This is a genomic window from Allobosea sp. AK1, from assembly GCF_006714945.1.
Taxonomy (GTDB): domain Bacteria; phylum Pseudomonadota; class Alphaproteobacteria; order Rhizobiales; family Beijerinckiaceae; genus Allobosea; species Allobosea robiniae.
Map to the genome: position 1 here is coordinate 3167156 of NZ_VFMG01000001.1, position 25317 is coordinate 3192472.

Below are 25317 nucleotides of genomic sequence, written 5' to 3' on the forward strand. Positions count from 1 at the left end.
ACAGTGCTGATGCTTCACTTATAACGAGGGGCCAACTGGACTGCGTTCGATCGTGAGCGCGGCTGGCAAGCGGAAGCTGGACGGCGTTGTTCTGTAGCGATAGCCACGCGAACGCACCTGGAAAACAGCCGCGATGCCGAAGCCTCAGAAGCGCGACAACACCTACTATCTCGAACGGCTGAAGCGCGATCACCCTAAGATCTACGCGGATTATCAGGCAGGCACGTTCTCGTCCGCGCTGCAGGCGTTCGAGGCGGCGGGGCTGAAGAAGCGTCGATCTCGGCTGCAGGAGCTCAAGAACGCGTGGCAGGCTGCGTCTTCATCTGAGAAAGTAGAATTTCTACGCTGGTTGAAAATCGCGGCCGCGACGCCAACCGTCTCCCCACCGGCTCTTCCAATAGCTAGCAGCGGCCTGTTACAGCCTTGGGCGAAGGCGCGCATTCAGGTGATCGTCAAAGCGAAAAGCCTGACGTCTGCCGATCTGATGGAGGAGCTTGGCTTCGATCGGTCGGATACGTCACTTTATCGCGCGTTAGCCAGGGACACCCGAGTTAAGCGTCAGCTGATCGACGCGCTCGACAAGTGGTTCATCTCCAACGCCAGTTTATAAGCTCGCGGCTCCAGCCACTCGAACCCGCTGGAGCGTCTGGAGAGCCTCTTGGCGCCTGCGTTGCTCAGCAGACGCCTCCCGCTTTAGGCGCTTCTCGTTGCGGAGCTGGTCCACGCTGATGCCACGACCGTCAGCCTGCTCGGCTTCTTTCACCAGGAAACGGGCGTGCCGCTGGTTCGTTTTGTCCCTCTTGATGGCCGTCCCAACATAGAAGCGCGCAAGGCCAAGCATTTTGCGACGGCTCTCGAACTTCTGATGCTGATCCAGCGACGCATCCGGAGCAGGTCGATCGAGTTCGGGAAACTTCTGCTTGTTCTCGCGCTCCCACTGAGCAAGGCCCCAGACGGCGTGCCGGAGGCCCAGCTTTAGCAACTCGTCAAGGAACTCTTCCAGCTCCGGCGACATCCCGATAGGCGGCTTCTCCTTCCTGGCACGCTCACGCTGTTTCCGGACTGTCGCCTGCTGGCGCTTACGATCGGCCTTCTCTTCAGGCGAGAGGTGTTTCAAGGACTGGCGCTTGGCCATCAATTTCTCCGGTTCTCTGACATCCTACTCCGTTTATAGCGGCCGGAGATCTTGCCCGCAGAAAAAACCCGGAGAAGGGAGCAAGAATTTAAGCGTGACCGGAATAGCGTCTCGGCTTCTTAAACAAACTATCTTCTTCACATACTATTATAATAGACGGAACGCTGTTTCGGTCACGCTTATTGGGATGCTCCGGCACCTCGGGCGCTTCGCGCCCTCACCTGCGCGGCCTTCGGCCTTGCCGCGCCTCCGGCGCGACGTTGAGACTTCTCCGACCCGGAGAGCGGGAAGGGCTCCCGGCTGGGCGTGAATCCTCTCGTTCAACAACACCGGGCGGACATGGGAGGATTGGACAGGAAAGTCGTCTCCGACACGGAAGGCACTCCCATCAGTTCACTTGAATTTCTCTAGGACTTCGACTTCGTTCCGGTGCGTCCGCGCTGGCGCGTTATCGTCGTAAGAGGAGGACGGGCGGCATCGGTGCTCGCCCCAAAGAACGATGCCGGCGCTTCCAGACCTATCATCTCCGATGCCCTCGGCTCGCATCGATCAGTCAGTGTGAGCTGAAACTTAATCGCGGTGCTGGCTCGAACCGGCGGTCCGAGAGTGTAAGGCGACGCGACTGCGCCGAGCGACGGCTGTCGGGGCTGCTGTTCAACTGACAGCTCGGATATATTTCCGCACTCGACCTGATCAGGGTTCTTGCTGTGCGCCGACAAGGAGCTCGGTGAGCAGAGTTCGCAATCCGGGCGCTACGGTGAGCGCGATCTCTGCGTTTGCCCTGCATGAGCTCGTGAAGCTGCTCGCTTTCGATCGCTCGACCGGTCACGAACCTACGGGTTTCGGAAAAAAGCTGATTCTGGCCCGGATCTGTCAACTCGATGTAAACGTCCGGACAACGTTCAAGGCGTTATGCGGTATCTCAATACCGTTTCAGGTTGCGCCATGACAACGTTCTGGGCGTCGGAAATACCTATTTTCGGCGTTTTTCGGGGCTGAAGTTGACGGATGCAACCTGGATGTAAACGTTAGGCAACCTAGACAGCGCCCTTTCTGCCAGCGGGCAGGCGCTGCTCCGGGAATTCAGGATGCCCGTAAGCTGGACTTCAGGCGGCGCCCGCTCGAAGACAAGACCTGTCAAATGGTTGTCACGGGCGCACTGGACCTAGACCCTGGCTAGGCATCGCCGGGCTCTCATGAGCACTACCCCAGTCGACTCACGAGATCCGTCGCCCGAAGATGCGCGTAGCGACTGAGCATCCGCAGCTCCTTGTGGCCGGAGATCGTAGAGACTTCTACGACATTCAGCCCTTTCTCGAACAGTCGCGAGACGGCCTCGTGGCGCAGGTCGTGGAAGTGCAGGCCGGAGATGCCCGCACGGCCACACAAATGGCCCCAGGCTTGGACGACCGCACTTTCGCTGGTTGGCAGCGCTCGACCTGCTGACGGTCTTCCTTGGCCCTGCCAGAGTCGCTGGAGCACGCCGCGCGCTCGCGAGGACAGAGGAACGTCACGGGACTCGCCGTTTTTGGTCATCGGTAGGTGCGCGATCTGCGTCTCCAAGGCTACGTGCTGCCAGTCGAGTGATAGCAGCTCACCGCGCCGCATGCCGGTTTCGACCGCGAGCACGATCAGGTCGCGCATGTAGAGATTTCTACCGCTGTCTGCGGCATCAAGCAGCCGCTGCTCCTCATCATCGCGCAGGCGGCGATTGCGTCCTCGAGGTGGGCTCGGACGGCGCACGAGCTTGCAAGGGTTCCGGTGCAGATAGATGTCCCAGTCACGCATCGCGGTATCAATCGCATGGCTAATCGTGTTGAGCTCGCGGATCACGGTCGATGGCGAGACCGACCGAAGCCTTTCATCGCGGTAGGTCGCGAGATCCGAGGTCGAGAGCAGCGTCAACGTCCGGTGACAGAGCGGGCGACGCAGCAGCGCCTTGATCCGCGAGATCTCGGTATGGGCGCTGCGCTTCCTGGGTGAGATCTCAGTCATGTAGCGCTCTAGGATCGACCTGAGCGTCGTAGATTCAGCTACGCGCGTGTCCGGCAGCATTCCGCACCGGTCGAGCTCGCTCTCAAGAGACCGCGCCCACTTCTCAGCGTCGGCCTTCTGGTCGAAGCTCTTGGCACGAGGCGCCATGCCGCGCCGTCGCACCTGTGCCTGCCATCTGCCCCGGAGTTTCCGGATCGTCGCCATTGCGGATCAGTCCTGTTCGTCCAATGACTACAGGACGCCCAGGCAGCCCCGCCAAGGAGGTTTCCGGACGCGGCGATGGGATATTCCGAGCTGTATGTGGCCCTGTTGTGCCGATCGCCGCTCAGGCAGGTTCTCTCGGCCAATGGAACCCTGCTCGGTCAAGGAGTTCCGAAGATCCCGCTCTCCGCCTGGATCCACCTTCGGTAGGCAATGCTCTCTCGATCACCATAAAACACACCCTTGAACCATCGGCTGATGGAAAAGCGTGGGCGCTGTTAAGGCTTGCAGCAACGGGTCGCACAGTGGTGAGCCAGCGGGATTGTAAAATAGTGTCGAGCCTTGTCGATCACAGCCCTATGTTTGCCTCGGCGGCTGAACGTCAACGCCGCGCAGTTGAACGCTAAGATATCCAGTATATTCGACTGGATTGCTACCGGCATAGCCGCCTAGAACGCTCCTCCATCAGTTTCGCCGCAACGAATTCGGCGCCCTACAGATTAGGGCGCCGAAAGCTGCAGAGATCGGTCGGCCGCAAACCAGCTGGATCCGGATCGCTGGCATGCGCCTCAATGGCGCGCTTCGGCCGGGGAGGAGGCGAAGGTTGCGATCGGGGGCTTCTCCGCCGGCGGCACGACGACATCGATCAGTAACGGGCGGCTCAGGTTCCGGGATTTTTGGAGGGCAGCTTCCAGTTCCGCTGGCGTCGACACCCGGATACCGTCGCAGTTGAGCGTGCGTGCCAGATCGGCGTAGTTCACCGGCGTGAACGTCGTCTCCATCGTCTTGCCGAAGCGGTGCTTCTCATAATGCTGCTGGAAGCCGAGAATGCCGTTGTTAAGCACGATGACGCAAATCGGCACATTATAGCGCGCTGCCGTCTCCATCTCCATCGCCACATAGCCGAAGCCGCCATCACCGGTGACGCAATAGACAGCTGAATCCGGCTTGGCGAACTTGGCTCCGATAGCTGCCGGCACGCCCCAGCCGAGGCCGGCGAAACCGCGTGGCGCCAGGAATTTTCGGCCCGCCGTCTTGTAGCGGAGCAAATCCATGCCCCAGGCCGACGAATAACTGGCATCCGTGGCGACGATGTCGTCCGCGCCGAGCAGGCTGTTCAGCGTCCGATAAATCTGGCGCGGATCGATTTCGGTCTCGCCGATATCGAAGGCATCGAAATCGGCCTGCCACGCGGCGATTTTTGCTTGCAGTTCGGCAGTCCAGGCGGAAACCTCCGCGCACGGGGCCAAGGCCTCGCAGAGCTGGTTGATCGCCAGTTTCGCATCGGCGGCGATCTCCAGTGCCGCATAGGTCCGGCCGAGCTCGATCGGATCGATATCGATATGGATGATCTTCTGGTCCCGCGACGGGATAGTCCAGTCATTGGTCGCGATGGAGTCGGTCTTCGTGCCGATCAGGACCACCAGGTCCGCTTCCATTACCGCCTGGTTCGCGATCCAGCCGCGTGCTCCATGTCCGGCCGTGTAGGCCCCGACGACGCCTGCCGCCAACGGGTGGATTTCCGCTATGGCGCCCTTGCCGAGCGGCGTCGTCGCGACCGGGATTTGCCGCTTTTCCGCGAGCGTCTGCAACTCCGCATAACCCTGCGACAGATGCAGACCGCCACCGGCGATGACGATCGGCCTTTCGGCCGCCTCGATCTGCCGCGCCGCTGCGGCGATGCTCGCGGGATCGGCAGCCATGCGCACGCGCGGATACGTGCTCCGCTCGAGAATCTCGACTGGATTGACCGGGCCGTTGACGAGAGCGGAGTCCGGGAAGGAGAGCACGACGGGGCCGGGGCGACCGGTCGTGGCGACACGCATGGCGTGAACTACGTATTCGGCGGTCCGCTCCGGCGCATCCACGCGGCGGCCCCACTTCGTCATCTGCTCGAACAGGCGAATATGGTCGATGCCCTGGATCGGGTTGCGGTCGAGATTAGGGGTCGCGACATCGTTGACCAGTGCGAGCACCGGAGTTGAGGTGCTGTAGGCTTCGGCCAGGCCTGAAACCAGATTTGTCGCGCCCGGTCCGCGGATCGCACCACAGACGCCGACACGCCCGGAGACCCGCGCGAAGGCATCGGCCATGACCGCGCCGGCGCGCTCGTCATGGATCGTGATCGGCTGGATGCTCGGGTCGAGATCGACGTAGAGCGGCTCCGGCGTATCCATGCCGAAGATATGCGTCACGCCAAGCTTGACCAGAGCGTCGCTGACCGCCTCCGCGCCCGTCTTCATGTTCTTCGTAGTCATGTCTTTCCTTGCAAAATTGATTTGGCAACGAGGGGTAATTGCCCTTGCCGCCCCGCATCACAGCGGTTCGTCTGAGGCAAGTCGGTGGTCTCAACGCAGCGCGCGAGGGCGCTTTTCAGGTGATGACGAAGCCTCCATTGGGGCTCAGAACCTGCCCGGTGACGAAGGACGCGGCATCGCTGGCGAGAAAGGCGATGGCCTCTCCCATTTCTTCCGGCCTGGCATAACGGCCAAGCGGTATCGTCTTCGCCTTGGCCGCGCGAAGCTCCGCGGAGTCGTTGCGCACCGTCATCTCGGTTTCGGTGTGGCCCGGCGCGACGACATTGACCCGGATGTTCCAGGGCGCGAATTCCTTGGCCCAGCCTTTGGAGAGTGCGATCAGTGCGCCTTTGGCGGCGTTGTAGGTCGCGCCTTCGCTCCAGCCGACGAGGGCCTGGATTGACGACAGATTGACGATGCTGCCGGCATTGCGCTGCTTCATGCCGATGATCGCCGCTTGCGTGGTCCAGAGCGTCCCTGCGACATGCACGCCGATCGAGCGCTGAAACATCGCCTCGGTCACCTGTTCGAGCGGGCAGCGATCCGAGGCGATACCCGCATTGTTGACGAGCGCGTCGATGGCACCGAACCGGGCTTCGACGGCCGACACCACGGCCCCCATTGCGTCGCGATTGGAGACATCGGCGGCGAAGCTCTCAGCATCGACGCCGCTCTGGCGGATCAGCGAAGCCGTTTCTGCGGCGGTCGTCCCATCGATGTCGTGGACCGCGATGTCGAACCCCTTGCTCGCGAGGACCAATGCCGTCGCTTTGCCGATGCCGCGGCCGGCTCCTGTGATCAAAGCGACCTTCCTGCGATTCTCAGACATGCCTGGCTCCCTGGATGGACAGGCCGGAGCGCGTCGCGCCGGGCGCCATTACGATTACAGACTTCGGAGATTTCGCCAATAGATAAATTAGTTGCATTATTTGCAATTTAAAGGCAGAAGATTCGGGCGCCTATCGAGCCTAGGTAAGCCGCCTTTGTGCTAGGGAACGCGCCCGCGCGACGCGTGACGACAGGTTTGGACTGAGGAGAGTTCGGTGAAGACGGTCAGGACAGCAGCGCAGCTTTTGACGATGTTCGACGGCGATACCCAGACGATTACCGTCAGCGGCGCCGCCAACCGGTTTGGCCTGACGGCGAGCGCCTCCTCGCGGCTTCTGGCGGCGCTTGCGACATCGGGCATCATCCAGCGTGAGCCGGATCGATCCTACCGGCCCGGGCCATTGGCTTATCGGCTCGGCCTGCTCTACCACGCACATAATCGGCTTTCTGACCGCATCAATGATGGCGCGCGCAAGGTCGTCGATCAGACCGGACGGACGTGCTGGGTTTCCGTGCTGACCGAAACCAACAACATGCTGATCAGCCGGTTTCCGGGCCCGCGCGACCAGGGTTTCTACGTCAATCCGGGTAATCTGCTGCCCGCCAACGCCAGTGCCGCCGGGAAGGCGCTGCTGGCCCGCATGTCCGACACCGAGCTGCGCAGGCTGCTCACTGGAAAGAAGCTCGATGCTTGGACGGAGAAGTCCAAGACTGACATCGAAGCGGTTCTCGCGGACATGGCATTCATCCGGGAGCATGGCTGGAGCATCATCATTGACGAGCTTTTCGTCGACACCGTTTCGATCGGCGTCGCCTTCGCTTCTCCGAAGGAGGCGACGCCGATGGCTCTCAGTGTCTCGCTGCATTCGGCAAGCCCCGACGACATCGCGTCCGGAGTGCAGATACTGACTGAGGTCGGCTGCGAGATCGGTTCCATGATTGGCGATCCGTTCTGGAGTTCGCGCAATTCGAGCGCCGATCAGGCATCGATCCTGGCTGCAGTCGAGACCTATATGGCGATTTCCGCCGCGCCTTGAGGGCTTTACTGCAGGCGGATTGCGGCCGGGCTACGCACACCGGCCGCGACGGGCCAGACCTTGGGTTAAGCTTCACCTCCATCGACCAGTAACAAGTGAGACAAGCGCGGTTGACAAGCCAGTCACCGCGTGTTGGAATTTTCTTATAATGAAATAAGTTGCATTATTTGCAATTTATTGGCCGTGATACGGGCACGGTTCCTAACTGGCCATTGTGCAGCGCGAGGAGGATTTCCATGGATTACGACAAGGGAAGCTTCGAACTTGGACGCCGCAAGGTGCTCAAGGGTTTGGTCGCCGGCAGCATCGTTCCGCTCGCTACCCCCTTTATCGGCCGCGCCTTTGCGGCGGAGCGGCTGGTGGTGCGTGATCCTGGCGGCGTCGTGAACGACGCAGCGATCAAGGCGTTCTACAAACCGTTCTCGCAAGAGAAGGGTGTCGAGGTCGTGGGCGTGACCTCACAGCTCGAGCCACTGAGCCAGATACGAACCATCGTCGACAGCAAATCCTATCTCTGGGACGTGGCCCTGCTCTCGTTACAGGCCCAGGAAATCCTGGGTAAGGCTGGCTATCTCGACGAGATCGACACATCGGCTCCGGGCATCGTCGACATCCTGCCGGATGCAAAGTCGAAATGGGGCGTCTGCATGCAGATCTATGCCACCATCTTTGCCTACAACACCAAGACGTATGGCGAGAAAGGCCCGCAATCCTGGGCCGATGTCTTCGACCTCAAAAACTTCCCCGGCCGCCGCGCCTTGCGCAAATATCCGATCGATACCCTCGAATCCGCCGCCATGGCTGACGGCATCGACATCAAGAGCGTGTATCCGCTCGATCTCGACCGCGCCTTCAAGAAGCTCGACGAGATCAAGCCGGGGGTGAATCTGTGGTGGAGCAATGGGGCTCAGTCCTCGCAGGCCGCCGCCTCCCAGGAGGTTGACATCGTGTCCACCTATAACGGGCGCGTCCAGGCAGCGATCGACGACGGGGCTCCCTACAAGATTGTCTGGAACCAGGGCATCTGGGCGCCGGACGGTTACGCCATCCCCAAGGGCAACCCGAAGGCCAAGCTGTGTCACGAATTCCTGGCGTTTTGCGCCAGACCGGACCGGCAGGCAGAATACTCGAAGTGGGTTCCCTACAGCCCGCCCAATCCGAAGGCCTTCGAGTTCATCGACAAGGCGCGCGTGGAGTTGATGCCGACCGCACCCGGACGCGTCGAAAACATGGTGATGGAGAACGGTGCTTATTGGGCCGCCAATCTCGAAAAAGTCGCAGCCCGCTTCAACGAATGGGTGGTCAAGTGATGACGAGCCGGCGAGAGGCAGGTCTGCCGAGATGACGATCACGCCTGTAAAGGCCGAGGCGAGCGGCGCCCGCGCCGCCGCCATCAAACTTTCCGTATCCGGCGTCGAGAAGCGCTATGGGAGCGTGGTTGCCTTGGCGCCGACCGATCTCGAGGTTCGCGCGGGCGAGTTCTTGACCTTGCTCGGACCCTCGGGTTCCGGCAAGACGACGCTGCTGATGACGATCGCGGGGCTCGCGCTGCCCGATAGCGGCAGGATCGTTATCGACGGTCGCGACACCACCTACACGCCGGTCTACGACCGCGACATCGGCATGGTCTTCCAGAACTATGCGCTGTTTCCCCATCTCGACATATTCGAGAACGTCGCCTTTTCGCTGCGGGTGCGCGGGCTGTCCGAGGCCGAAGTCACGAAGCGCACGCGCGATGCGCTCGCACTGGTCCAGCTCGATCACCTGGCGCAGCGCTTCCCGAAGGAACTCTCGGGCGGACAGCAGCAGCGCATCGCGATCGCGCGTTCGGTCGTCTACCAGCCTTCGATCATTCTGATGGACGAGCCGCTGGGCGCGCTCGACAAGCGCCTGCGCGAGCAGATGCAGATCGAGATCAGGCGGCTACACCGCCAACTCGGCGTAACCATCATCTATGTTACCCATGATCAGGAAGAGGCGCTGTCCATGTCGGACCGCATCTGCCTGATGAATAATGGCGGTATCGTGCAGCTGGGCCGCCCTGCTGACCTCTATTTCGCCCCGCGCGACCTGTTCGCCGCCAATTTCCTCGGCGAGGCAAACATCCTCACCGCGCAGCCGGGCACCGAGCCCGGGGCCGCCAGAGCCGCCGGCGCGACGATCCGTTACGACGGTCCCGCCCCAGCGCCCCTCGGAGCACTCTCACTTCTCATCCGACCCGAATGCTTTTCGCTCGGCGAAGGCGAGGCGGCGGACAATCGGCTGAGCGGCAGACTCACGGATGTCACCATGCTGGGGCCGATGACACGCCTCGATGTCGCCTGCGTTGACGGGACCGCGCTCATCGCGAAGATCCCGACCGGCCGCGCCGTCACACAGCTCGTCATCGGGCAGGATATCACGCTGTGTTGCGCCAGCCAGGATGTCATCCGTGTGGGAGATCCGGCATGAGCGGGCCGGTGGGCAGCCGTAGCTGCCGCATCCTGGGAGAGGCCACCCCACTGGCGCCAGCCCTGATCCTGCTTCTCCTCGTCTATGCGGGGCCGGTCGTCTATTTCCTTGCATCAAGCTTTGTCGCCAGCGACGGCAGTATTGGCGTGCAGAACTATATCCGCCTGTTCGGCAGCGCGACCTACGTCACCACCATCGGCACGACGTTGAAGCTCGCCGGCATGACGACGCTGTTGTGCATCCTTGCCGGTTATCCGGTTGCCTATCTCATGGCGACGACACGCGCGGGCTCCAGCCTGATCCTGCTCGTCGTGCTGCCCTTCTGGACGAGCTATCTCGTGCGAACCTTCGCCTGGATCATCCTGCTCGGCCGCAACGGCACGATCAACAGCACGCTGATCAGCCTCGGGCTGATCGAACGGCCGCTCGAGCTCTCCTATAGTTTCTTCGCTGTCATCACGGCGATGACCCATGCGATGCTGCCTCTGGCGATCCTGACCATGCTCTCGACCATGCAGAACATCGGCATGCATTACGGCCGGGCCGCGTCGACGCTCGGTGCCCGGGGGGCGCAATCCTTCCTGCGCGTCTATCTGCCCCTGTCTATGCCCGGCGTTGCCGCGGCAGCGCTGATGGTCTTCATCATCTGCCTGGGCTTCTTCGTGAATCCCGCGCTGCTGGGCAGCCGGCGCGAGACCGTGATCACGCAGATCATCATCGACCAGCTAAGCACGTCGCTCGATTGGGGCTTTGCCGGCGCGGCCTGCGTGCTGATGCTGACGGTCTCGCTCGCAATCGTGGCGATCTACCAGAGCCTGTTCGGCATGACCGCGGTGACGGGGATGGAATCGGGCCGCAGCCGGGGCTCGCTGCGTCGCTCGGTCTCCCACCTCGCGATCCGGGTGGTCGGCGGCATCGGGCAGGTTCTTTCCGGGGCCGGTCGGATCATCGAGGCTGCCATGGCGGGGGTCGGGTTCAGGCCGAGACCCGGCGGACTGCGTGTTCCACTGGCGATCATCGTCGGCCTGATCGTGGCATTCCTCTTGGTGCCCGTGCTGTTCCTGATCCCGGTCTCGTTCACGACATCCTCGTTCATGCGCTGGCCGCCGGAATTCTTCACGCTACGCTGGTATCAGACCTATCTGCTGCATCCGATCTGGGTATCGGCCATCGTGCGCTCCCTGCTTGTCGGGCTCGGCGCGGCGATTATCGCCACGGCCGTCGGCACCCCGGCAGCGTTCGCGCTGGTCAGAGGCCGGTTGCCGGGCAAGCCCGCGCTGATGAGTTTCATCATCGTGCCGATGATCCTGCCGCATATGGTGCTGGCGATCGCCCTGTTCTCGCTTTATGCGCAGATCGGCCTGCTCGGGTCGGCGTTCGGGCTCATTATCGCCCATGCGGTTCTGGCCATTCCGCTCGTTGTGATCACCGTCTCCTCGGTATTGCGCAATTACGACCAGAGGCTCGACCAGGCGGCTGCCGTCCTCGGAGCGCGCCCCTTGCGCGTCTTCCGAACCGTGACGCTGCCGCTGATCGGGACAGGCATGGTCTCGGCCTTCATCTTCTCCTTCATCAGCTCGTTCGACGAGCTCACCGTATCGCTGTTCGTAACGGGCGGGCTGACCGCGACCCTGCCCAAGCAGATGTGGGAGGACGCGATCAACCAGGTCTCCCCAGGGCTGGCCGCCGTCTCGACGGTCATCCTGCTGGGACTGACCCTGATCCTGCTGGTGGTGGCTCTCTATCAGCGCCGGGCGGGCTCAACCGCCATCGAACTGCGCGGATAACGATTTTCCCGACTGAAAGGTGCTGCTATGTCCAATTTCGACCGCCCATTTACGGTTCCTGACCGCACGCCGTTGTTTAAGGCCCTGCCGCGCCACTACGTCGGCTACCGCAAGCTATCGGTCTTCTGCGAGGCCTCCCCAGAGGGTATTCGCAAGGCCCTGCCCGCCGATTTCGAATACGTTTCGAATCAGATCGAAGTCTTTGTCATGGACTGCCCAGAGGTCCATGACATGGACAATCGCGCCATGGGGCCGCGCGCTTACCTGGAGGGCGGCGTTGTCGTGCAGGCCGCCTATGGCGGCGTAACTGGCGGCCACGTCCTCTATGAATTCGTCACCACCGACGATTCCATGGCCGGTGGCCGCGAGGTCTGGGGTTATCCGAAGAAGCTTGGTGCCGTGACCTATGAGGAAGCCGCCGATGGCAGCATCACCGCCAGCGTTTCACGGCTAGGGCATTCTCTGATCAAATTGAGCTACCGCCCGGACGAAGTTACCTTCGAGAAACCGCTTCTCCATCCGCGCCTGCAGGTCAAACGCATCCCGCGTGCCGACGGCGAGGGTTTCGATGTCGACCAGATCATTCTCAACGAGCTGACAGGCGCAAAGGTATTCAGCCAGCGCCGCGGCTCGGGAGCGGTTCTGCTCGGCGGACGCAGCGAGATGGACCCGCTGATGGAGCTTGGCGTGTCCCGCGTGATTGGCGCCGAGCATGTCGTAGCCGAGTTCAAGCTCGGATACGGACGGGTCTTTCACGACAAGCTCAAGGGCTGACAAGCCGCACCATCACGACATGGTGGCCGAGAGGCTGTCGGGGCGCATCCGGCCGCCTCTGAACGAGCGCAACCTCGTGTTCCGAAGCTTGGACGGGCTGTTCTGCCACGGCAAGGCGGCGACACCTGCCTTCGCGGGCTGAGCTGCCATGTATGCAGGCTGTGACTCTGTCATGCCTTCGGCTACCATCATGCGCTCCTACTAAGTAAAGCGCTAGGCAACTCATTGATTTTCGAGGGATAAACTTAAAGTCGCGGGCGACGAAACCCAGCTTCGGAGGGACCTGCTCCCTCGGCTAGCTGCCTTTGACAGGCAATGCTCCATATCGACACGCCTTGTTCAGTGGCGATCGGTTGACACCTCGGACACATCTTCGAACTTCAGTCCAAAACGACCGAGATATTTGCGCAGCCTGTCGGCATCGTTGCCGCTCGTCTTGGTAGTGCGCGAGACCGAGAACAGTTTGCGCCCCGCCGCGCTGAGCGTGCGACTCTCGTGACAGACGGCGATGACCGCCGCCAGCTGAGCTCGGTCGAACAGGTCGATCTCTTCCACCCGCTCGCTCCCTAGGATATCCGCCAGCCGCCCCTCAAGATCGGGGGCGTTCGTCTGACCGGCGCGCCAATGCTCCGAGAGCCGGGCGATCTCATCGCGCACCGTCGCCTCATTGATGCGCCCTTGCGGCGCCAGTGTCGCCATTCTCGTAACGGACGCCGAGAGGTCGCGGAAATTGGCGTGCCATGCGGCATCAGGCGCGACAGCGAACTTGAGGTAGAGCTCGCGCGCCTCCTTGTTGAAGGTCACGTTCTGCCGCTCGCGTTCGGTAAAGCGGCGCAGCTCAAAGTCGAGATTGGGCTCGATGTCCTCCTTGCGGTCGCGCAGCGCCGGCAAGCGGAAGGTCCAGAGATTGAGCCGCGCGAACAGGTCCTCGCGAAAGGTGCCGTCTCGGACGCAAAGCGAAAGATCGCGGTTGGTGCCGGCGATGAGCTGGAAATCCGAGATCCGGTCGCGGTCGGAGCCCATCGGCAGGAAGCGCTTCTCCTCGATCGCGCGTAGGCACATCGCCTGCTCGTCGAGCCCGAGCTCGCCGATCTCGTCGAGAAACAGAACACCCTTGTCGGCAGCCTTCATCAGCCCCGGCCGGTCGCTTTGGGCACCGGTGAAGGCGCCCTTCACATGGCCGAATAGGGTCGACATCGCCTGATCGCCGCGCAGCGTCGCGCAGTTGACCTCGACGAAGTCGCCGGGGACCTGGTGCTGGGCCTTCTTCAGCTCATAGATGCGCCTGGCGAGCTGCGACTTGCCGGCACCGGTCGGGCCGGTGAGCAAGACCGGCGCACGTGAGCGGATCGCGACCTTTTCGATCTGGTCGATCATCGCGTTGAAGGCGGCGCTGCGCGTGGCGATGCCGGATTTCAGGAAGGAGGTCGCTTCCTCATGCTCGGCCGCGAACCGCGTCGCGATGGCGTCATAGCGCGAGAGATCGAGATCAATGATCGAATGATTGCCGGCAAAGTCGCTGGTCTCCGGACGGCCACGCGGCGGCGAGAGCTGGATTAGCCGACCGGGGATGTAGTGGGCCTCGGCCAGGAGAAACCAGCAGATCTGGGCGACATGCGTGCCGGTGGTGATGTTGACCAGGTAGTCCTCGCGATCGGGATCGAACGCATAGGCGCGAGCGAAGTCCCGGAGGCTTGTATAGACCTCGCTGAAATCCCAGGGGTCGGCCATCTCGATAACATGCAGCCTGACCTCGGTCGCCGGCGACACTTTCTCGATATCGGCGATGATCTCGCGTGCCAGGCCGCTGGAGTTGGCGCCGTGGATCAGCTCGAGGCGGTCGATGAAGAGGCCCTGCTGCTGGCAGAGCCCGATGGTGGGGCGCCAGCGTTTCCAGCGCTCACCGCGGCCGGCGTCGAGGGTTGTTCCGAGAATGCTGATGGCGACACGGCGGCGCATGATTTCAGGTTTATCTCATGTTCTATAGTTCGATCTTATGGGATAAATTATCTTGGTGCCAACAGCCTTGCTGACTGTGGGAAATGTGCAGTCAGAAAAATTTTATCATCAGTATTTTCAATAGTTTGATTCGCCATTTGTCGCCAATTCGTCACCCCTGTTCCGGAGTTGGCACGAAGCCTGAAATGACCGGCTCGTGAAAACGAAGGACGAAGATGATGGCAAACAAATCCGTGTTTGCGACGATGGCAGGAAAGCTGCTCCCGCGCACTGACACCAGGAACCATGAAGGGGCACAGGCCTACAGCCTGTCGCCTCGGCAGGCCCTGGCGCAGCTGGCGGCGACGGGAACGTTCAACGCGACCTTCTATGCCGGGGCGCGGGAGCAGCTGACCGAAGTTCTGGAACTGGCCTGGCAGGTCGAGCCGGAGTTCCTGGCGAAGACCGCGGTGTTCGCGTTCGAGAGGGGCTACATGAAGGACATGCCGGCGCTGCTGCTCGCGGTGCTGTCCTGCCTGCATGGCGACGAGTTCGGCCGCGCGTTTCCGCGCATCGTCCGGAACGGCAGGATGCTGCGCAATTTCGTGCAGGTCATGCGCTCCGGCGCGACCGGTCGCAAGTCGCTCGGGACGCGGCCCAAGCGCTTCGTCCAGGCCTGGCTCGAACAGGCGAGCGATGTCGAGATCATGCGTGCCGCGGTCGGCAACGAGCCGTCTTTGGCCGATGTGATCAAGATGGTGCACCCGAAGCCAACATCGGCGGCGCGGGCGGCGCTCTATGGCTACCTGATCGGCAAGCCGCATGATGTGCTGGCGCTGCCCGAGCTGGTCAAGGCCTTCGAAGCGTTCAAGCGCGACCCGTCGCTGCCGGTGCCGGCCGTGCCGTTCCAGATGCTGACCGCGCTGCCCCTCACCAGGGAGCATTGGGTCGCGATCGCCGAGACGGCCGGCTGGCAGATGCTGCGGCAGAACCTCAACAGCTTCGCGCGCAACGGCGTGTTCGAGGTCGAGGGCTTCGCCGAGCGACTGGCGCGGCGGCTGCGCAATCCGGACGAGATCCGGCGCGCCAGGGTGTTCCCGTATCAGCTGATGGTGGCCTTCACCACGGCTGACGCAGCGGTGCCCAAGGTCGTGAAGGAGGCGTTGCAGGACGCGATGGACGTCGCGCTCGCCAACGTGCCTGCGATCGACGGACGCATCGTGGTCTGCCCGGACGTGTCGGGCTCGATGAGCTCGCCCGTGACGGGTCACCGTCAGAGCGCAACGAGCAAGGTGCGCTGCATCGATGTCGCGGCCCTGGTGGCGGCGGCGTTCCTGCGGGCGAACCGGACGGCGAGGGTGCTGCCCTTCGAACAGGCTGTGGTCGAGATCGACCTCAATCCGCGCGATGCGGTGATGACCAATGCGGCCAGGCTCGCTGCGATCGGCGGCGGCGGGACCAACTGCTCCGCTCCGCTGGAGCGGCTGGCGCAGGAGCAGGCGAAGGTCGATCTCGTCGTCTTCGTCTCGGACAACCAGTCCTGGGTGGATGCCACCGCGCATGCGCATCAGGGCACCGCGACGATGCAGGCGTGGAACAAGGTGAAGCTGTCGAACCCGCAGGCGAAGCTCGTCTGCATCGACATCCAGCCCACCACCACGACGCAGGCGAAGGGCCAGGCCGACATCCTGAATGTCGGCGGCTTCTCCGACCAGGTCTTCGAGGTGATCGCCACGATGGCCAGGGCCGAGACCGGGGCCGACCATTGGGTGGAGCAGATCGAGGCCATCACGGTTTAGGCCCCCGGCGGCAATCCGGCCGCCGGGGTTTCGGGGAGAGATTTCGAACCGGCATGACGAATGCCGATGGAACTACAGGCTGTAACCCTCCAGGTCGCGGGTTCGATCCCCGCCGGGTCCACCATCTGAGGGCCCGTAGCTCAGCGGAAGAGCAGGTGTCCGCCGCAAGACGGGCGATGTTTCATCACCACTTGTCGTCATGACCTCGAAGAAATGGAGACCAAGACCAGACAACACTTGGCGAATGCAGGCAGGACTACAGGTAGAGCAGCCGCGGCAAGGGCCGCGGCGGGTCGGACGTTCAAATCGTCCCCGACCTTCACCGGAAGGTTCGGTAGCTCAGTAAAGGGGTCTTGCCGCCCCTCGTCGCCGGGACCGAACGACATGGCGAATGCCTGCGGGATTACAGCGGTCGTAGTGGTTCGAATCCACATCCGATTCGTCGGACGAAAGTATCTCGCGAACCCTCGTCGCCATGACCGCTTTGGGAACGGCTGAATGCAAACGGGACTCCAGGCAGACGCGGCCTGCTCCGGTAGGCGCCGAAAGGCGTGAAGGTTCCAATCCTTCCCTCGCTCCGGCGAGGTGGCGGAAACGATCTCGTTACCCTTGTCAGCCGATCCGATTGAAAAACGAGATGAACTTTGCAGCGGATGCGGTGGCAGACCGGACGCATGCGGAAAGAGAGACGAGATGACTGAAGTTCTGAGCGGGCAGGATTTGATCGATGCCGGCGTCAAGCAGGGCAAGTGGTTCGGCCGCGCGCTCGCAGCCGGAAACGCGCTGCTGGAAAAGGGCGGCTCCTTCGAGGAGGCGATCGCGGTCGCGCGCAGCTTCGCGCCTCCGCCGGCGACGCCGCTCTACGAGGCCGGAACCGTGCCGTTCCACCTCAACATCGAGGCCGAGACCCCGGAAGAGGCGGCGAACATCGAATCCGTCGTGCTCAGCATGACCGAGCTGATGCGCACCCCGGTGATCCGAGCCGGCGCGGTGATGCCCGATGCCTGCCCGGCCGGACCGATCGGCACGATTCCGGTCGGCGGCGTCGCTGTCTCCGAAGGCATCCACCCCGGCATGCATTCGGCCGACATCTGCTGCTCGATGGCGATCTCGGTGTTTCCCGGCGTTGCGCCCGCGACGCTGCTGGATACCGTCCAGGCCGTCACACATTTCGGCCCGGGCGGGCGTCCGCGCGGTCAGCAGATCCGGCCGCCGGCGGAGGTGATGCAGCGCTTTTCGGCGAACCCGCTGCTGAGCGACATCACCAGCGCCGCGATCGAGCATTTCGGCACGCAGGGCGACGGCAACCACTTCGCCTATGTTGGCACGTTGAAGTCGAGCGGCGAGACGGCGCTAGTGACCCATCATGGCTCGCGCGGTCCCGGCGCCCGGCTCTACAGCAAGGGCATGCGGGTGGCCGAAAACTTCCGCCGGCTGCTCTCGCCGGAGACCGCGCCGCAGAATGCCTGGATCCCGGCCGACACCCGCGAGGGCGACGACTACTGGGCGGCGCTGCAGGCCATCCGCGAATGGACGAAGCAGAACCACCTCGTCATCCACGACATGGCGGCGGAGCGGCTGTCAGCGCACGTCGCCGATCGGTTCTGGAACGAACACAACTTCGTATTCCGGCGCTCCGACGGGCTGTTCTACCATGGCAAGGGGGCGACGCCGGCTTTCGACAACTGGGCCGAGGACGCGACCGATCTCACCCTGATACCGCTCAACATGGCGGAGCCGGTGCTGATCGTGCGCGGCAACAACGCGGCGAATGGTCTCGGCTTCTCGCCACATGGCGCGGGGCGGAACTTCTCCCGCACCCAGCACAGGCGGATGCAGGCAGGCCGCACCGACGCGGAGATCTTCGCCGAGGAGACGAAGGCGATCGACGCACGCTTCTTCTCGGGCGTGACCGACATCTCCGAGCTGCCGAGCGCCTACAAGAGCGCAGCCTCTGTGCGTCGGCAGATCGAGCATTACGGTCTGGCGGAAGTCGTCGACGAGGTGCTGCCCCATGGCTGCATCATGGCCGGCGATTGGGAGAAAGACGCACCCTGGCGCAAGAAGAAGCAGCGGCGTCAGGAGCAGGGCGCCGGCCGAGTTGACACACTCAGCGAGGCCGGTGGCTGAGATGGCGCAGCGGCGGTGCCAACACCGCCGCTGCCTTGTTCGCATGCGGCTGTGGCCCTGTCGTGCCTACGGCTGCCAGCACGCGCTCAAACCAGGTCTGGCGCTACGTTACTCATTGATTTTCAAAGGAGAAATTGGCGCCGTTAGGCGGCGATTCCCAGCTTCGGAGGGCAACGCTCTATCCAGCTGAGCTACGGGCGCTAACCGTGCAGGCTGGATAGCCGATCCCCGTCGCTTCGGCAATGCGGGATTTTGGATGGCGCGCAGTTCTCCGAAGGCAAAGGTCACACGTTCGCATCGTGCCGGGCGCGCCGCGAGTGCGGCTGGGGCCTCGATGGACACGTCAGCTGCCCGCGACAGCGCTCTGATGTGTGGTTCAGCGGGGTCTCTCGCGCGGGCATGACCGCCGATCCTGTAATTGCTAATAACTCGCACTTGCAAAATGCACGGGCTTCAAGTTAGAAGGGATTTGTTGCAATTCATTATCAATAAGGATGCCTCGATGGCCGTTGGCTCGCGCAGATCAGCTCTCATCGGTTTGATGGGCGCCGCGTTTTTCGTCGCATGCAGTGTCGTGCCCGCCGCGGCGCAGGAGAAGTTCAAGGCCGTCACGACCTTCACGGTGATCGCCGATATCGCGCGCAACGTCGCCGGCGACGTGGCCGTGGTCGAGTCGATCACCAAGCCTGGCGCCGAGATCCATAACTACCAGCCGACGCCAGGCGACATCCAGCGTGCACAGGGCGCGCAGCTTATCCTCTGGAACGGCCTCAATCTCGAACTGTGGTTCGAGAAGTTCTTCCGCAACCTCAGGAACGTTCCCAGCGTGGTCGTCTCGCAGGGCGTCGAGCCGATGGGGATCAGCGAAGGCCCCTACAAGGGCAAGCCGAACCCGCATGCCTGGATGTCGCCGGCGGCGGCGCTGATCTATGTCGACAATATCCGCGACGCCTTCGCCAGGCACGATCCGAAGAATGCCGAGGCCTACAAGGCCAATGCCGAGGCCTACAAGGTCCGGATCAAGGCCGCCGTCGACCCGATCAAGGCCGAGCTTGCCGCCGTTCCCGCAGAGAAGCGCTGGCTCGTCTCCAGCGAAGGGGCGTTCTCCTATCTGGCGCGCGATTTCGGATTGAAGGAACTCTATCTCTGGCCCATCAATGCCGACCAGCAGGGCACGCCGCAGCAGGTCCGGAAGGTCATCGACGCCGTGCGGAAGAACAAGATCACTGTGGTCTTCTCCGAGAGCACGATCTCCGAGAAGCCGGCCCAGCAGGTCGCGCGTGAGACCGGCGCAAGCTATGGTGGCGTGCTCTACGTGGATTCTCTGAGCGAGGCGGACGGCCCGGTTCCGACCTATATCGACCTGCTCAAGGTTACCGCGGACACGATCGCGAAGGGGCTGACGCGGTGAACGCTCCCGTCGCCGGTCGCTCGCTTCCGCCCGCTGCCGAGGAGGGCTCAGGGATTGCGGTGACCGATGCGACAGTCACCTATCGCAACGGCCATACGGCGCTTCGGGATGCGAGCTTCCGCATCCCCACCGGCACGATCGCGGCACTGGTCGGCGTCAACGGCTCCGGCAAGTCGACGCTGTTCAAGGCGATCATGGGTTTCGTGCACCTTGCGAAGGGCGACATCCGCATCCTCGGCATGGCGGTGCGCGAGGCGCTGCGCCGCAACCTCATCGCCTATGTGCCGCAGGCAGAGGAGGTCGACTGGACCTTCCCGGTCCTGGTCGAGGACGTCGTGATGATGGGCCGTTACGGCCATATGGGCATGATGCGCATCGCCAAGGCGGCCGATCACGAGGCTGTCGCCGCCGCGCTTGAGCGCGTCGACATGAGCGCCTTTCGCAAGCGTCAGATCGGGGAGCTCTCGGGCGGACAGAAGAAGCGCGTCTTCCTGGCACGTGCCCTGGCCCAGGACAGCCGGGTCATCCTGCTCGACGAGCCCTTCACCGGGGTCGACGTCAAGACCGAGGACCAGATCATCGCCCTGCTGCGGGAGCTCAGGGCCGAGGGCCGGGTCATGCTCGTCTCGACGCATAACCTCGGCTCCGTTCCGGAATTCTGCGACCGCACCATCCTGATCAAGGGGACGGTGCTGGCCCATGGCCCGACGGCGGAGACCTTCACGCAGGAAAACCTGCAGCGCGCCTTCGGCGGCGTCCTGCGTCATTTTGTGCTGAACGAGCCCGGCCGCAGCGGGCAGGCGCCGGTCGGCGTCTTCACCGATGACGAGCGGCCGCTGATCCTGCGTGAGGGCAAGGCATCCAGCCGGGAGGCCGAAACGCCGCAGGGTGAGCGGCAATGATCGCCGTTCTGCTCGAACCCTTCGCCTATGGCTACATGCGCAATGCGATGTGGGTCTCGGCCCTCGTCGGTGGCGTCTGCGCCTTCCTGTCCTGCTATCTGATGCTGAAGGGCTGGTCGCTGATCGGCGATGCGCTCTCGCATGCGATCGTGCCGGGCGTTGCCGGCGCCTACATGCTGGGGCTGCCCTTTTCGGTCGGCGCCTTCTTCTCCGGCGGGCTCGCGGCCGGCGCGATGCTTTTCCTGAACCAGCGGACAAGGCTGAAGGAAGATGCCATCATCGGCCTGATCTTCTCCAGTTTCTTCGGGCTCGGCCTGTTCATGGTCTCGCTGTCGCCGACCTCGGTGAACATCCAGACCATCGTGCTCGGCAACGTGCTCGCCATCACGCCGGCCGACACGATCCAGCTCGCGGCCATCGGCTTCGTCTCGCTCGCCATCCTGCTTGTCAAATGGAAGGACCTGATGGTGACCTTCTTCGACGAGAGCCATGCACGCTCGATCGGCCTCAATCCGACGGCGCTGAAGCTGATGTTCTTCACCCTGCTCTCGGCCTCGACGGTGGCGGCCCTGCAGACGGTGGGCGCCTTCCTCGTCATCTGCATGGTGGTCACGCCCGGCGCCACCGCCTATCTGCTGACAGACCGCTTCCCGCGGCTCCTGGTGATCGCAGTGGCGATCGGCGCGCTGACGAGCTTCACCGGCGCCTATATCAGCTATTTTCTCGACGGCGCGACCGGCGGCGTCATCGTCGTGCTGCAGACCACGATCTTTCTTGTCGCCTTCTTCCTTGCGCCCAAGCATGGCCTGCTGGCGGCCCGCCGCCGCGCCGCCTGCGAGCTGGAGGCCGGGTGATGGCTCTCATCGATATGCTGTTGTCGCCCTTCCGGTTCGACTTCATGGTCAACGCGCTGGTGATATCCGCGATCGTCGCGGTGCCGATGGCGCTCCTGTCCTGCTTCCTCGTGCTGAAGGGCTGGTCGTTGATGGGCGACGCGATCAGCCATGCCGTGTTTCCGGGCGTGGTCCTCGCCTATATCCTCGGCTTTCCCTATGCGATCGGCGCCTTCGTCGCCGGTATGATTTGCGCCACCGCGACCGGCTTCCTCAAGGAGAACAGCCGGATCAAGCAGGACACGGTGATGGGCGTGGTCTTCTCGGGCATGTTCGGGCTCGGCCTCGTGCTCTACGTCAAGATCCAGTCCGACGTGCATCTCGACCACATCCTCTTCGGGGACATGCTCGGCGTCTCCGGGGCGGACATTGCCGGGGCTGCGGCGATCGCCACGTTCACCGCGGCGGTGATCGCCGTCAAATGGAAGGATTTCCTGCTGCACGCCTTCGACCCGGCCCAGGCCCAGGCGATCGGGCTACGGGTGAAGCTGTTGCATTACGGCCTGCTCGGGCTGATCTCGCTGGCGATCGTCGGCGCGCTGCAGGCGGTGGGCATCATCCTCGCCATTGCCATGCTGATCGCGCCCGGTGCCATCGCGTTCCTGCTGACCCGCCGCTTCAGCACGATGCTGCTGATATCGGTCATCATCGCGGTGACCGGTTCCGTGTTGGGTGTCTATCTCTCGTTTTTCCTCGACAGCGCGCCGGCACCGACGATCGTGCTGCTGTTGTCGCTCGTCTTCGTTCTCGCGCTTTTCCATACGAGCAGGAGAGCCACCGAGGCACCGGTATAGGTGCATAGCCTGCAAAAGGAGCGCGAGGGCCGTGCTGCGCTGGAAGGCCGCGCCTAGGCTGCCCTGCCAATCGCGGCCCAAAACGAGACATGGGATCCTATTCGGCGAAAGCCTTCTCGCGCTGGCTTTGAACCGCCGGCAGCGCAACGACGACGAGCATCACGAGAGCAATAGCCAACAAGGTGCAGGATATCGGCTCCTCGACGAAGATCGTCCAGCTGCCACGCGAGAGAACCATGGCCCGCCGCAGGTATTCCTCCAGCAATGGGCCCAGCACGATGCCCAGCAGGAGCGGTGCTGCTTCGCAGTCGAGCTTGCGCCAGAGATAGCCTAGCGCCGCAAGCGGAATCGAGATCCAGATATTGAACGTGCTGTTGTCCATCGAATAGGCGCCGATGGCACAGAACATCAGAATCGCGGGCGACAAGATGCGCGTCGGGATGGCGAGCATCCGGACCCACAGCCCGATGAGCGGAAGATTGAGCACGACGAGCATCAGATTGCCGATCCACATCGACGCGATCAGCCCCCAGAACAGCGTCGGGTTGCTTGTCATGACCTGCGGGCCAGGCTGAATGCCATGGATCATCAATGCGGCGATCATCAGCGCCATGATCGGATTTGACGGCAGGCCGAGCGTCAGCATGGGAATGAAGGATGTCTGTGCACCAGCATTGTTGGCAGCTTCCGGCGCCGCGACACCCGCGACGGCTCCCCGGCCGAATTGCTCCGGTGTCTTCGACAGCTTCTTCTCGACCGCATAAGACACGAAGGACGACAGCGTCGCGCCGCCCCCGGGAAGAACGCCGAGCAAGGATCCGAATATCGTGCCGCGCATCGCCGCTGGCGCAGCCTGCCGCAACTCCCTGCGGTCCGGCAGGATCCGGCCGATCGGCGCATCGGTCGTGCTCTGGGTTCCGGCTTCGCTGATCAGTGAAATCAATTCGGCGAAGCCGAACACCGCGATCGCGATGACCGCGATATCCAGCCCGTCGTAAAGCTGTGGGATGCCGAAGGAAAAGCGGGTCGCACCCGAATTCACATCGGTCCCGATCATGCCGATCAACAGGCCCAGCACGACCATCGCCAGTGCTTTGAGGATCGACCCCTGAGCCAGAACCACCGCAGCGATCAGCCCCAGAACCATCAGCGAGAAATACTCCGCCGGCCCGAAAGCGAAGGCGAGCTCGGCCAAAGGGGCGGCCGCAACGGCTATGACGGCGGTCGCGACGGTGCCTGCGAAGAAGGAACTCAGCGCGGCTATGCCGAGGGCCGTGCCCGCGCGGCCTTTGCGCGCCATCTGATAGCCATCGAGGGCGGTAACGATCGAGGATGGCTCGCCCGGCAGGTTGACGAGGATCGCCGTGGTCGAGCCGCCATACTGGGCCCCGTAGTAGAGGCCTGCCAGCATGATGAGCGCAGCGTCGGGGCTCGCCACCTTGAAGGTCAGCGGAAGCAGCATCGCGATGGTTGCGAGCGGCCCGAGGCCTGGAAGGACGCCTATCGCCGTGCCGAGAACCACGCCTACGAAACAGAACAGCAGATTCTGCGGCTGGATCGCCGTGGTCAGGCCGAGAATGATGTTCGACGCGAAATTCATCGCTTCAGCCGCTGAAAGGCAATGATGGCCAGGCCGCGATCGGCAGGCCCAGGCCACGGATGAAGACGAAGTCGCAAATCGCCGCAAGGGTGAGAGCGACGAGGCCGGTCTCGATCAGCTTTCCGGAGCGCCCGGCCCAGGCGCAGACCGCGACCAGGGCAACCACCGCAATGACCGCACCTGCGGTCGGAAGCAGCAGCGCGAACAGGGCCACTGCGAGCAGGATCAGGCTCATTTCGCGCCAGGCGATCGCCGCGATCTCCGTGCGTGTCGCGCTGACGCGGCAGGCCGCGAACGCGATCAGGATGCCGAGCCCGGTGAGAAGGGCCCCAAGCGCCAGGGGGAACCAGCCGGGGCCCATCTGTGCCGGCAAGCCGATCTCGTATCGGGCGGCGGTGGCCGCGAATGCAACGCCGAACGCAGCGAACATCAGCCCCGAGTAGAAATCCCGCCGGTTTCTGATCTGTAATCTCATTCTCGATCCTGCCTCCCATCGAGAAGCGCTGCGCCGCAGCGGATATCGTGCGCATGGTTCGGCGCCTGAGCGGAGCCTGTCAGCTCCGCAATGCGGCGAATGTCTGTTGCGCGCCCATTCTGATGAGGCGGGTGTCGGCCATCACCGTAATGAACCGAAACCCCTGCTCGGCCCGACGTTTGGCGTCCTCGATGCTGAAGGCGTGAATGCCGGCGACTTTGCCGAGCGCCGCTGCCTGCGCGAGGATCGCGGCGATGCCCTCCTCGGTGGCTGCGGCGAGGGGCGCATCGGGTGAATGGCCGAGCGATATGTTGAGATCTGCCGGGCCGACGAAGCAACCATGGATGCCGTCCACCGCCAGGATCGCCGCAGCATTGGCCAGGCCGTCGGCCGACTCGATCATCGGCAGGACGAGAAGCTCGTCACCGGCCTTCGCGAAATAATCCGGTCCGCCATAGATCGTGCCGCGGATCGGCCCGAAACTGCGCGAGCCCAGCGGCGGGTAAGCCGTGTTCTCGACAATGCTCCGGGCCTCGCCGGCATTGTTGACGAAAGGAACGATCACGCCATAGGCGCCGAGATCGAGCACGCGCTGGATATGGATGGGGTCATTGGCAGGCACCCGGACGATCGGCGTCGACGCGCTGGCGCTGAGCGTCTGCATCAGCACCTGGACGGTCGCCAGATTGTTCTCCCCGTGCTGGAGATCGATCACCACGAAGTCGTAGCCGCACTGCCCCAATGTTTCGGCCCCGATAGGACTGGCGAGGTTGCACATGATGCCGATAGCGGTTTGATCCGCGAGTGCCCGCTGCTTGGCGGTATTGGTTCGCATGGTCGTGCTCCAAGGGCGCGTGATGATCGAGCGTC

The 25317-nt window shown here is 63.1% G+C and carries 20 protein-coding genes; 12 read left to right on the forward strand and 8 right to left on the reverse strand.

What is annotated here, in order from left to right; translation table 11 throughout:
- The first annotated feature begins 133 nt into the window (after nucleotides 1–133).
- Nucleotides 134–610, forward strand: a complete 477-nt coding sequence (locus FHT98_RS15510) for a hypothetical protein (protein WP_142114567.1) — start codon at nucleotides 134–136, stop codon at nucleotides 608–610.
- Here the strand turns inward: FHT98_RS15510 and FHT98_RS15515 are convergent.
- The 4 genes from FHT98_RS15515 to FHT98_RS15530 form a co-directional block, all read right to left on the reverse strand.
- A complete protein-coding gene (locus FHT98_RS15515) occupies nucleotides 605–1135 on the reverse strand; it encodes a hypothetical protein (RefSeq protein WP_142114568.1) in 531 nt (176 codons plus the stop codon). The two genes, FHT98_RS15510 and FHT98_RS15515, sit on opposite strands and share 6 nt — an antisense overlap.
- Nucleotides 1136–2338: 1203 nt before the next feature.
- Nucleotides 2339–3334: a site-specific integrase gene (locus FHT98_RS15520; RefSeq protein ID WP_142114569.1), complete on the reverse strand. Its 996-nt coding sequence runs from the start codon at nucleotides 3332–3334 to the stop codon at nucleotides 2339–2341.
- A 566-nt stretch (nucleotides 3335–3900) separates the two neighbouring features.
- Nucleotides 3901–5589, reverse strand: coding sequence for a thiamine pyrophosphate-dependent enzyme (locus FHT98_RS15525; protein WP_142114570.1), 1689 nt, complete (start codon nucleotides 5587–5589; stop codon nucleotides 3901–3903).
- Between the two features lie 115 nt (nucleotides 5590–5704).
- Nucleotides 5705–6457, reverse strand: coding sequence for an SDR family NAD(P)-dependent oxidoreductase (locus FHT98_RS15530; RefSeq protein ID WP_142114571.1), 753 nt, complete (start codon nucleotides 6455–6457; stop codon nucleotides 5705–5707).
- Between the two features lie 214 nt (nucleotides 6458–6671).
- Here FHT98_RS15530 and FHT98_RS15535 point away from each other — a divergent pair, with 214 nt between their 5' ends.
- The 5 genes from FHT98_RS15535 (at nucleotide 6672) to FHT98_RS15555 (ending at nucleotide 12505) form a co-directional block, all read left to right on the forward strand.
- The gene (locus FHT98_RS15535) at nucleotides 6672–7493 is read left to right on the forward strand and encodes an IclR family transcriptional regulator (RefSeq protein ID WP_142114572.1); all 822 of its coding nucleotides are present in this window, start codon (nucleotides 6672–6674) and stop codon (nucleotides 7491–7493) included.
- 236 nt (nucleotides 7494–7729) lie between these two features.
- Complete coding sequence (locus tag FHT98_RS15540) at nucleotides 7730–8803, forward strand: ABC transporter substrate-binding protein (protein ID WP_142114573.1); 1074 nt, start codon at nucleotides 7730–7732, stop codon at nucleotides 8801–8803.
- A 124-nt stretch (nucleotides 8804–8927) separates the two neighbouring features.
- The gene (locus FHT98_RS15545) at nucleotides 8928–9944 is read left to right on the forward strand and encodes an ABC transporter ATP-binding protein (protein WP_248309333.1); all 1017 of its coding nucleotides are present in this window, start codon (nucleotides 8928–8930) and stop codon (nucleotides 9942–9944) included.
- A complete protein-coding gene (locus FHT98_RS15550) occupies nucleotides 9941–11731 on the forward strand; it encodes an ABC transporter permease subunit (protein ID WP_142114574.1) in 1791 nt (596 codons plus the stop codon). The genes FHT98_RS15545 and FHT98_RS15550 overlap by 4 nt, the downstream gene beginning before the upstream one ends.
- Nucleotides 11732–11758: 27 nt before the next feature.
- Nucleotides 11759–12505, forward strand: coding sequence for an acetoacetate decarboxylase family protein (locus FHT98_RS15555; RefSeq protein WP_142114575.1), 747 nt, complete (start codon nucleotides 11759–11761; stop codon nucleotides 12503–12505).
- A 339-nt stretch (nucleotides 12506–12844) separates the two neighbouring features.
- On the opposite strand, the gene rtcR is transcribed toward FHT98_RS15555, so the two are convergent.
- A complete protein-coding gene (rtcR, locus tag FHT98_RS15560; protein WP_142114576.1) occupies nucleotides 12845–14464 on the reverse strand; it encodes an RNA repair transcriptional activator RtcR in 1620 nt (539 codons plus the stop codon).
- Between the two features lie 218 nt (nucleotides 14465–14682).
- On the opposite strand from rtcR, the gene FHT98_RS15565 reads away from it, so the two are divergent.
- From FHT98_RS15565 to FHT98_RS15590, 6 genes are all read left to right on the forward strand, one after another.
- Nucleotides 14683–16242: a TROVE domain-containing protein gene (locus tag FHT98_RS15565; RefSeq protein ID WP_142114577.1), complete on the forward strand. Its 1560-nt coding sequence runs from the start codon at nucleotides 14683–14685 to the stop codon at nucleotides 16240–16242.
- 693 nt (nucleotides 16243–16935) lie between these two features.
- A complete protein-coding gene (locus FHT98_RS15570; RefSeq protein ID WP_185745176.1) occupies nucleotides 16936–18372 on the forward strand; it encodes an RtcB family protein in 1437 nt (478 codons plus the stop codon).
- Nucleotides 18373–18913: 541 nt separating this feature from the next.
- Nucleotides 18914–19783, forward strand: coding sequence for a metal ABC transporter substrate-binding protein (locus FHT98_RS15575; protein WP_244492906.1), 870 nt, complete (start codon nucleotides 18914–18916; stop codon nucleotides 19781–19783).
- Nucleotides 19780–20685, forward strand: coding sequence for a manganese/iron ABC transporter ATP-binding protein (locus FHT98_RS15580; RefSeq protein ID WP_061969027.1), 906 nt, complete (start codon nucleotides 19780–19782; stop codon nucleotides 20683–20685). The genes FHT98_RS15575 and FHT98_RS15580 overlap by 4 nt, the downstream gene beginning before the upstream one ends.
- Nucleotides 20682–21539 carry a metal ABC transporter permease gene (locus FHT98_RS15585; protein WP_061969025.1) on the forward strand — a complete coding sequence of 286 codons (858 nt, stop codon included), beginning with the start codon at nucleotides 20682–20684 and terminating at the stop codon, nucleotides 21537–21539. Before FHT98_RS15580 ends, FHT98_RS15585 begins: the two co-directional genes overlap by 4 nt.
- Complete coding sequence (locus tag FHT98_RS15590) at nucleotides 21539–22372, forward strand: metal ABC transporter permease (protein WP_061969024.1); 834 nt, start codon at nucleotides 21539–21541, stop codon at nucleotides 22370–22372. Before FHT98_RS15585 ends, FHT98_RS15590 begins: the two co-directional genes overlap by 1 nt.
- A 97-nt stretch (nucleotides 22373–22469) precedes the next feature.
- Here FHT98_RS15590 and FHT98_RS15595 read toward each other — a convergent pair whose 3' ends face one another.
- The 3 genes from FHT98_RS15595 to FHT98_RS15605 form a co-directional block, all read right to left on the reverse strand.
- Nucleotides 22470–23972 carry a tripartite tricarboxylate transporter permease gene (locus tag FHT98_RS15595; RefSeq protein ID WP_142114578.1) on the reverse strand — a complete coding sequence of 501 codons (1503 nt, stop codon included), beginning with the start codon at nucleotides 23970–23972 and terminating at the stop codon, nucleotides 22470–22472.
- A gap of 4 nt (nucleotides 23973–23976) precedes the next feature.
- Nucleotides 23977–24447, reverse strand: a complete 471-nt coding sequence (locus FHT98_RS15600) for a tripartite tricarboxylate transporter TctB family protein (protein WP_082617509.1) — start codon at nucleotides 24445–24447, stop codon at nucleotides 23977–23979.
- Between the two features lie 79 nt (nucleotides 24448–24526).
- The gene (locus FHT98_RS15605; RefSeq protein WP_082617508.1) at nucleotides 24527–25282 is read right to left on the reverse strand and encodes an HpcH/HpaI aldolase family protein; all 756 of its coding nucleotides are present in this window, start codon (nucleotides 25280–25282) and stop codon (nucleotides 24527–24529) included.
- Nucleotides 25283–25317 lie beyond the last annotated feature (35 nt).

Excerpts from the sequence above, each read along its gene's own strand:
- FHT98_RS15510 (WP_142114567.1), top strand. The coding sequence starts at position 134 with ATGCCGAAGCCTCAGAAGCGCGACAACACCTACTATCTCGAACGGCTG.
- FHT98_RS15515 (WP_142114568.1), bottom strand. The coding sequence starts at position 1,135 with ATGGCCAAGCGCCAGTCCTTGAAACACCTCTCGCCTGAAGAGAAGGCC.
- FHT98_RS15520 (WP_142114569.1), bottom strand. The coding sequence starts at position 3,334 with ATGGCGACGATCCGGAAACTCCGGGGCAGATGGCAGGCACAGGTGCGA.
- FHT98_RS15525 (WP_142114570.1), bottom strand. The coding sequence starts at position 5,589 with ATGACTACGAAGAACATGAAGACGGGCGCGGAGGCGGTCAGCGACGCT.
- FHT98_RS15530 (WP_142114571.1), bottom strand. The coding sequence starts at position 6,457 with ATGTCTGAGAATCGCAGGAAGGTCGCTTTGATCACAGGAGCCGGCCGC.
- FHT98_RS15540 (WP_142114573.1), top strand. The coding sequence starts at position 7,730 with ATGGATTACGACAAGGGAAGCTTCGAACTTGGACGCCGCAAGGTGCTC.
- FHT98_RS15550 (WP_142114574.1), top strand. The coding sequence starts at position 9,941 with ATGAGCGGGCCGGTGGGCAGCCGTAGCTGCCGCATCCTGGGAGAGGCC.
- FHT98_RS15555 (WP_142114575.1), top strand. The coding sequence starts at position 11,759 with ATGTCCAATTTCGACCGCCCATTTACGGTTCCTGACCGCACGCCGTTG.
- rtcR (WP_142114576.1), bottom strand. The coding sequence starts at position 14,464 with ATGCGCCGCCGTGTCGCCATCAGCATTCTCGGAACAACCCTCGACGCC.
- FHT98_RS15565 (WP_142114577.1), top strand. The coding sequence starts at position 14,683 with ATGGCAAACAAATCCGTGTTTGCGACGATGGCAGGAAAGCTGCTCCCG.
- FHT98_RS15570 (WP_185745176.1), top strand. The coding sequence starts at position 16,936 with ATGACTGAAGTTCTGAGCGGGCAGGATTTGATCGATGCCGGCGTCAAG.
- FHT98_RS15575 (WP_244492906.1), top strand. The coding sequence starts at position 18,914 with ATGGGCGCCGCGTTTTTCGTCGCATGCAGTGTCGTGCCCGCCGCGGCG.
- FHT98_RS15585 (WP_061969025.1), top strand. The coding sequence starts at position 20,682 with ATGATCGCCGTTCTGCTCGAACCCTTCGCCTATGGCTACATGCGCAAT.
- FHT98_RS15590 (WP_061969024.1), top strand. The coding sequence starts at position 21,539 with ATGGCTCTCATCGATATGCTGTTGTCGCCCTTCCGGTTCGACTTCATG.
- FHT98_RS15595 (WP_142114578.1), bottom strand. The coding sequence starts at position 23,972 with ATGAATTTCGCGTCGAACATCATTCTCGGCCTGACCACGGCGATCCAG.
- FHT98_RS15600 (WP_082617509.1), bottom strand. The coding sequence starts at position 24,447 with ATGAGATTACAGATCAGAAACCGGCGGGATTTCTACTCGGGGCTGATG.
- FHT98_RS15605 (WP_082617508.1), bottom strand. The coding sequence starts at position 25,282 with ATGCGAACCAATACCGCCAAGCAGCGGGCACTCGCGGATCAAACCGCT.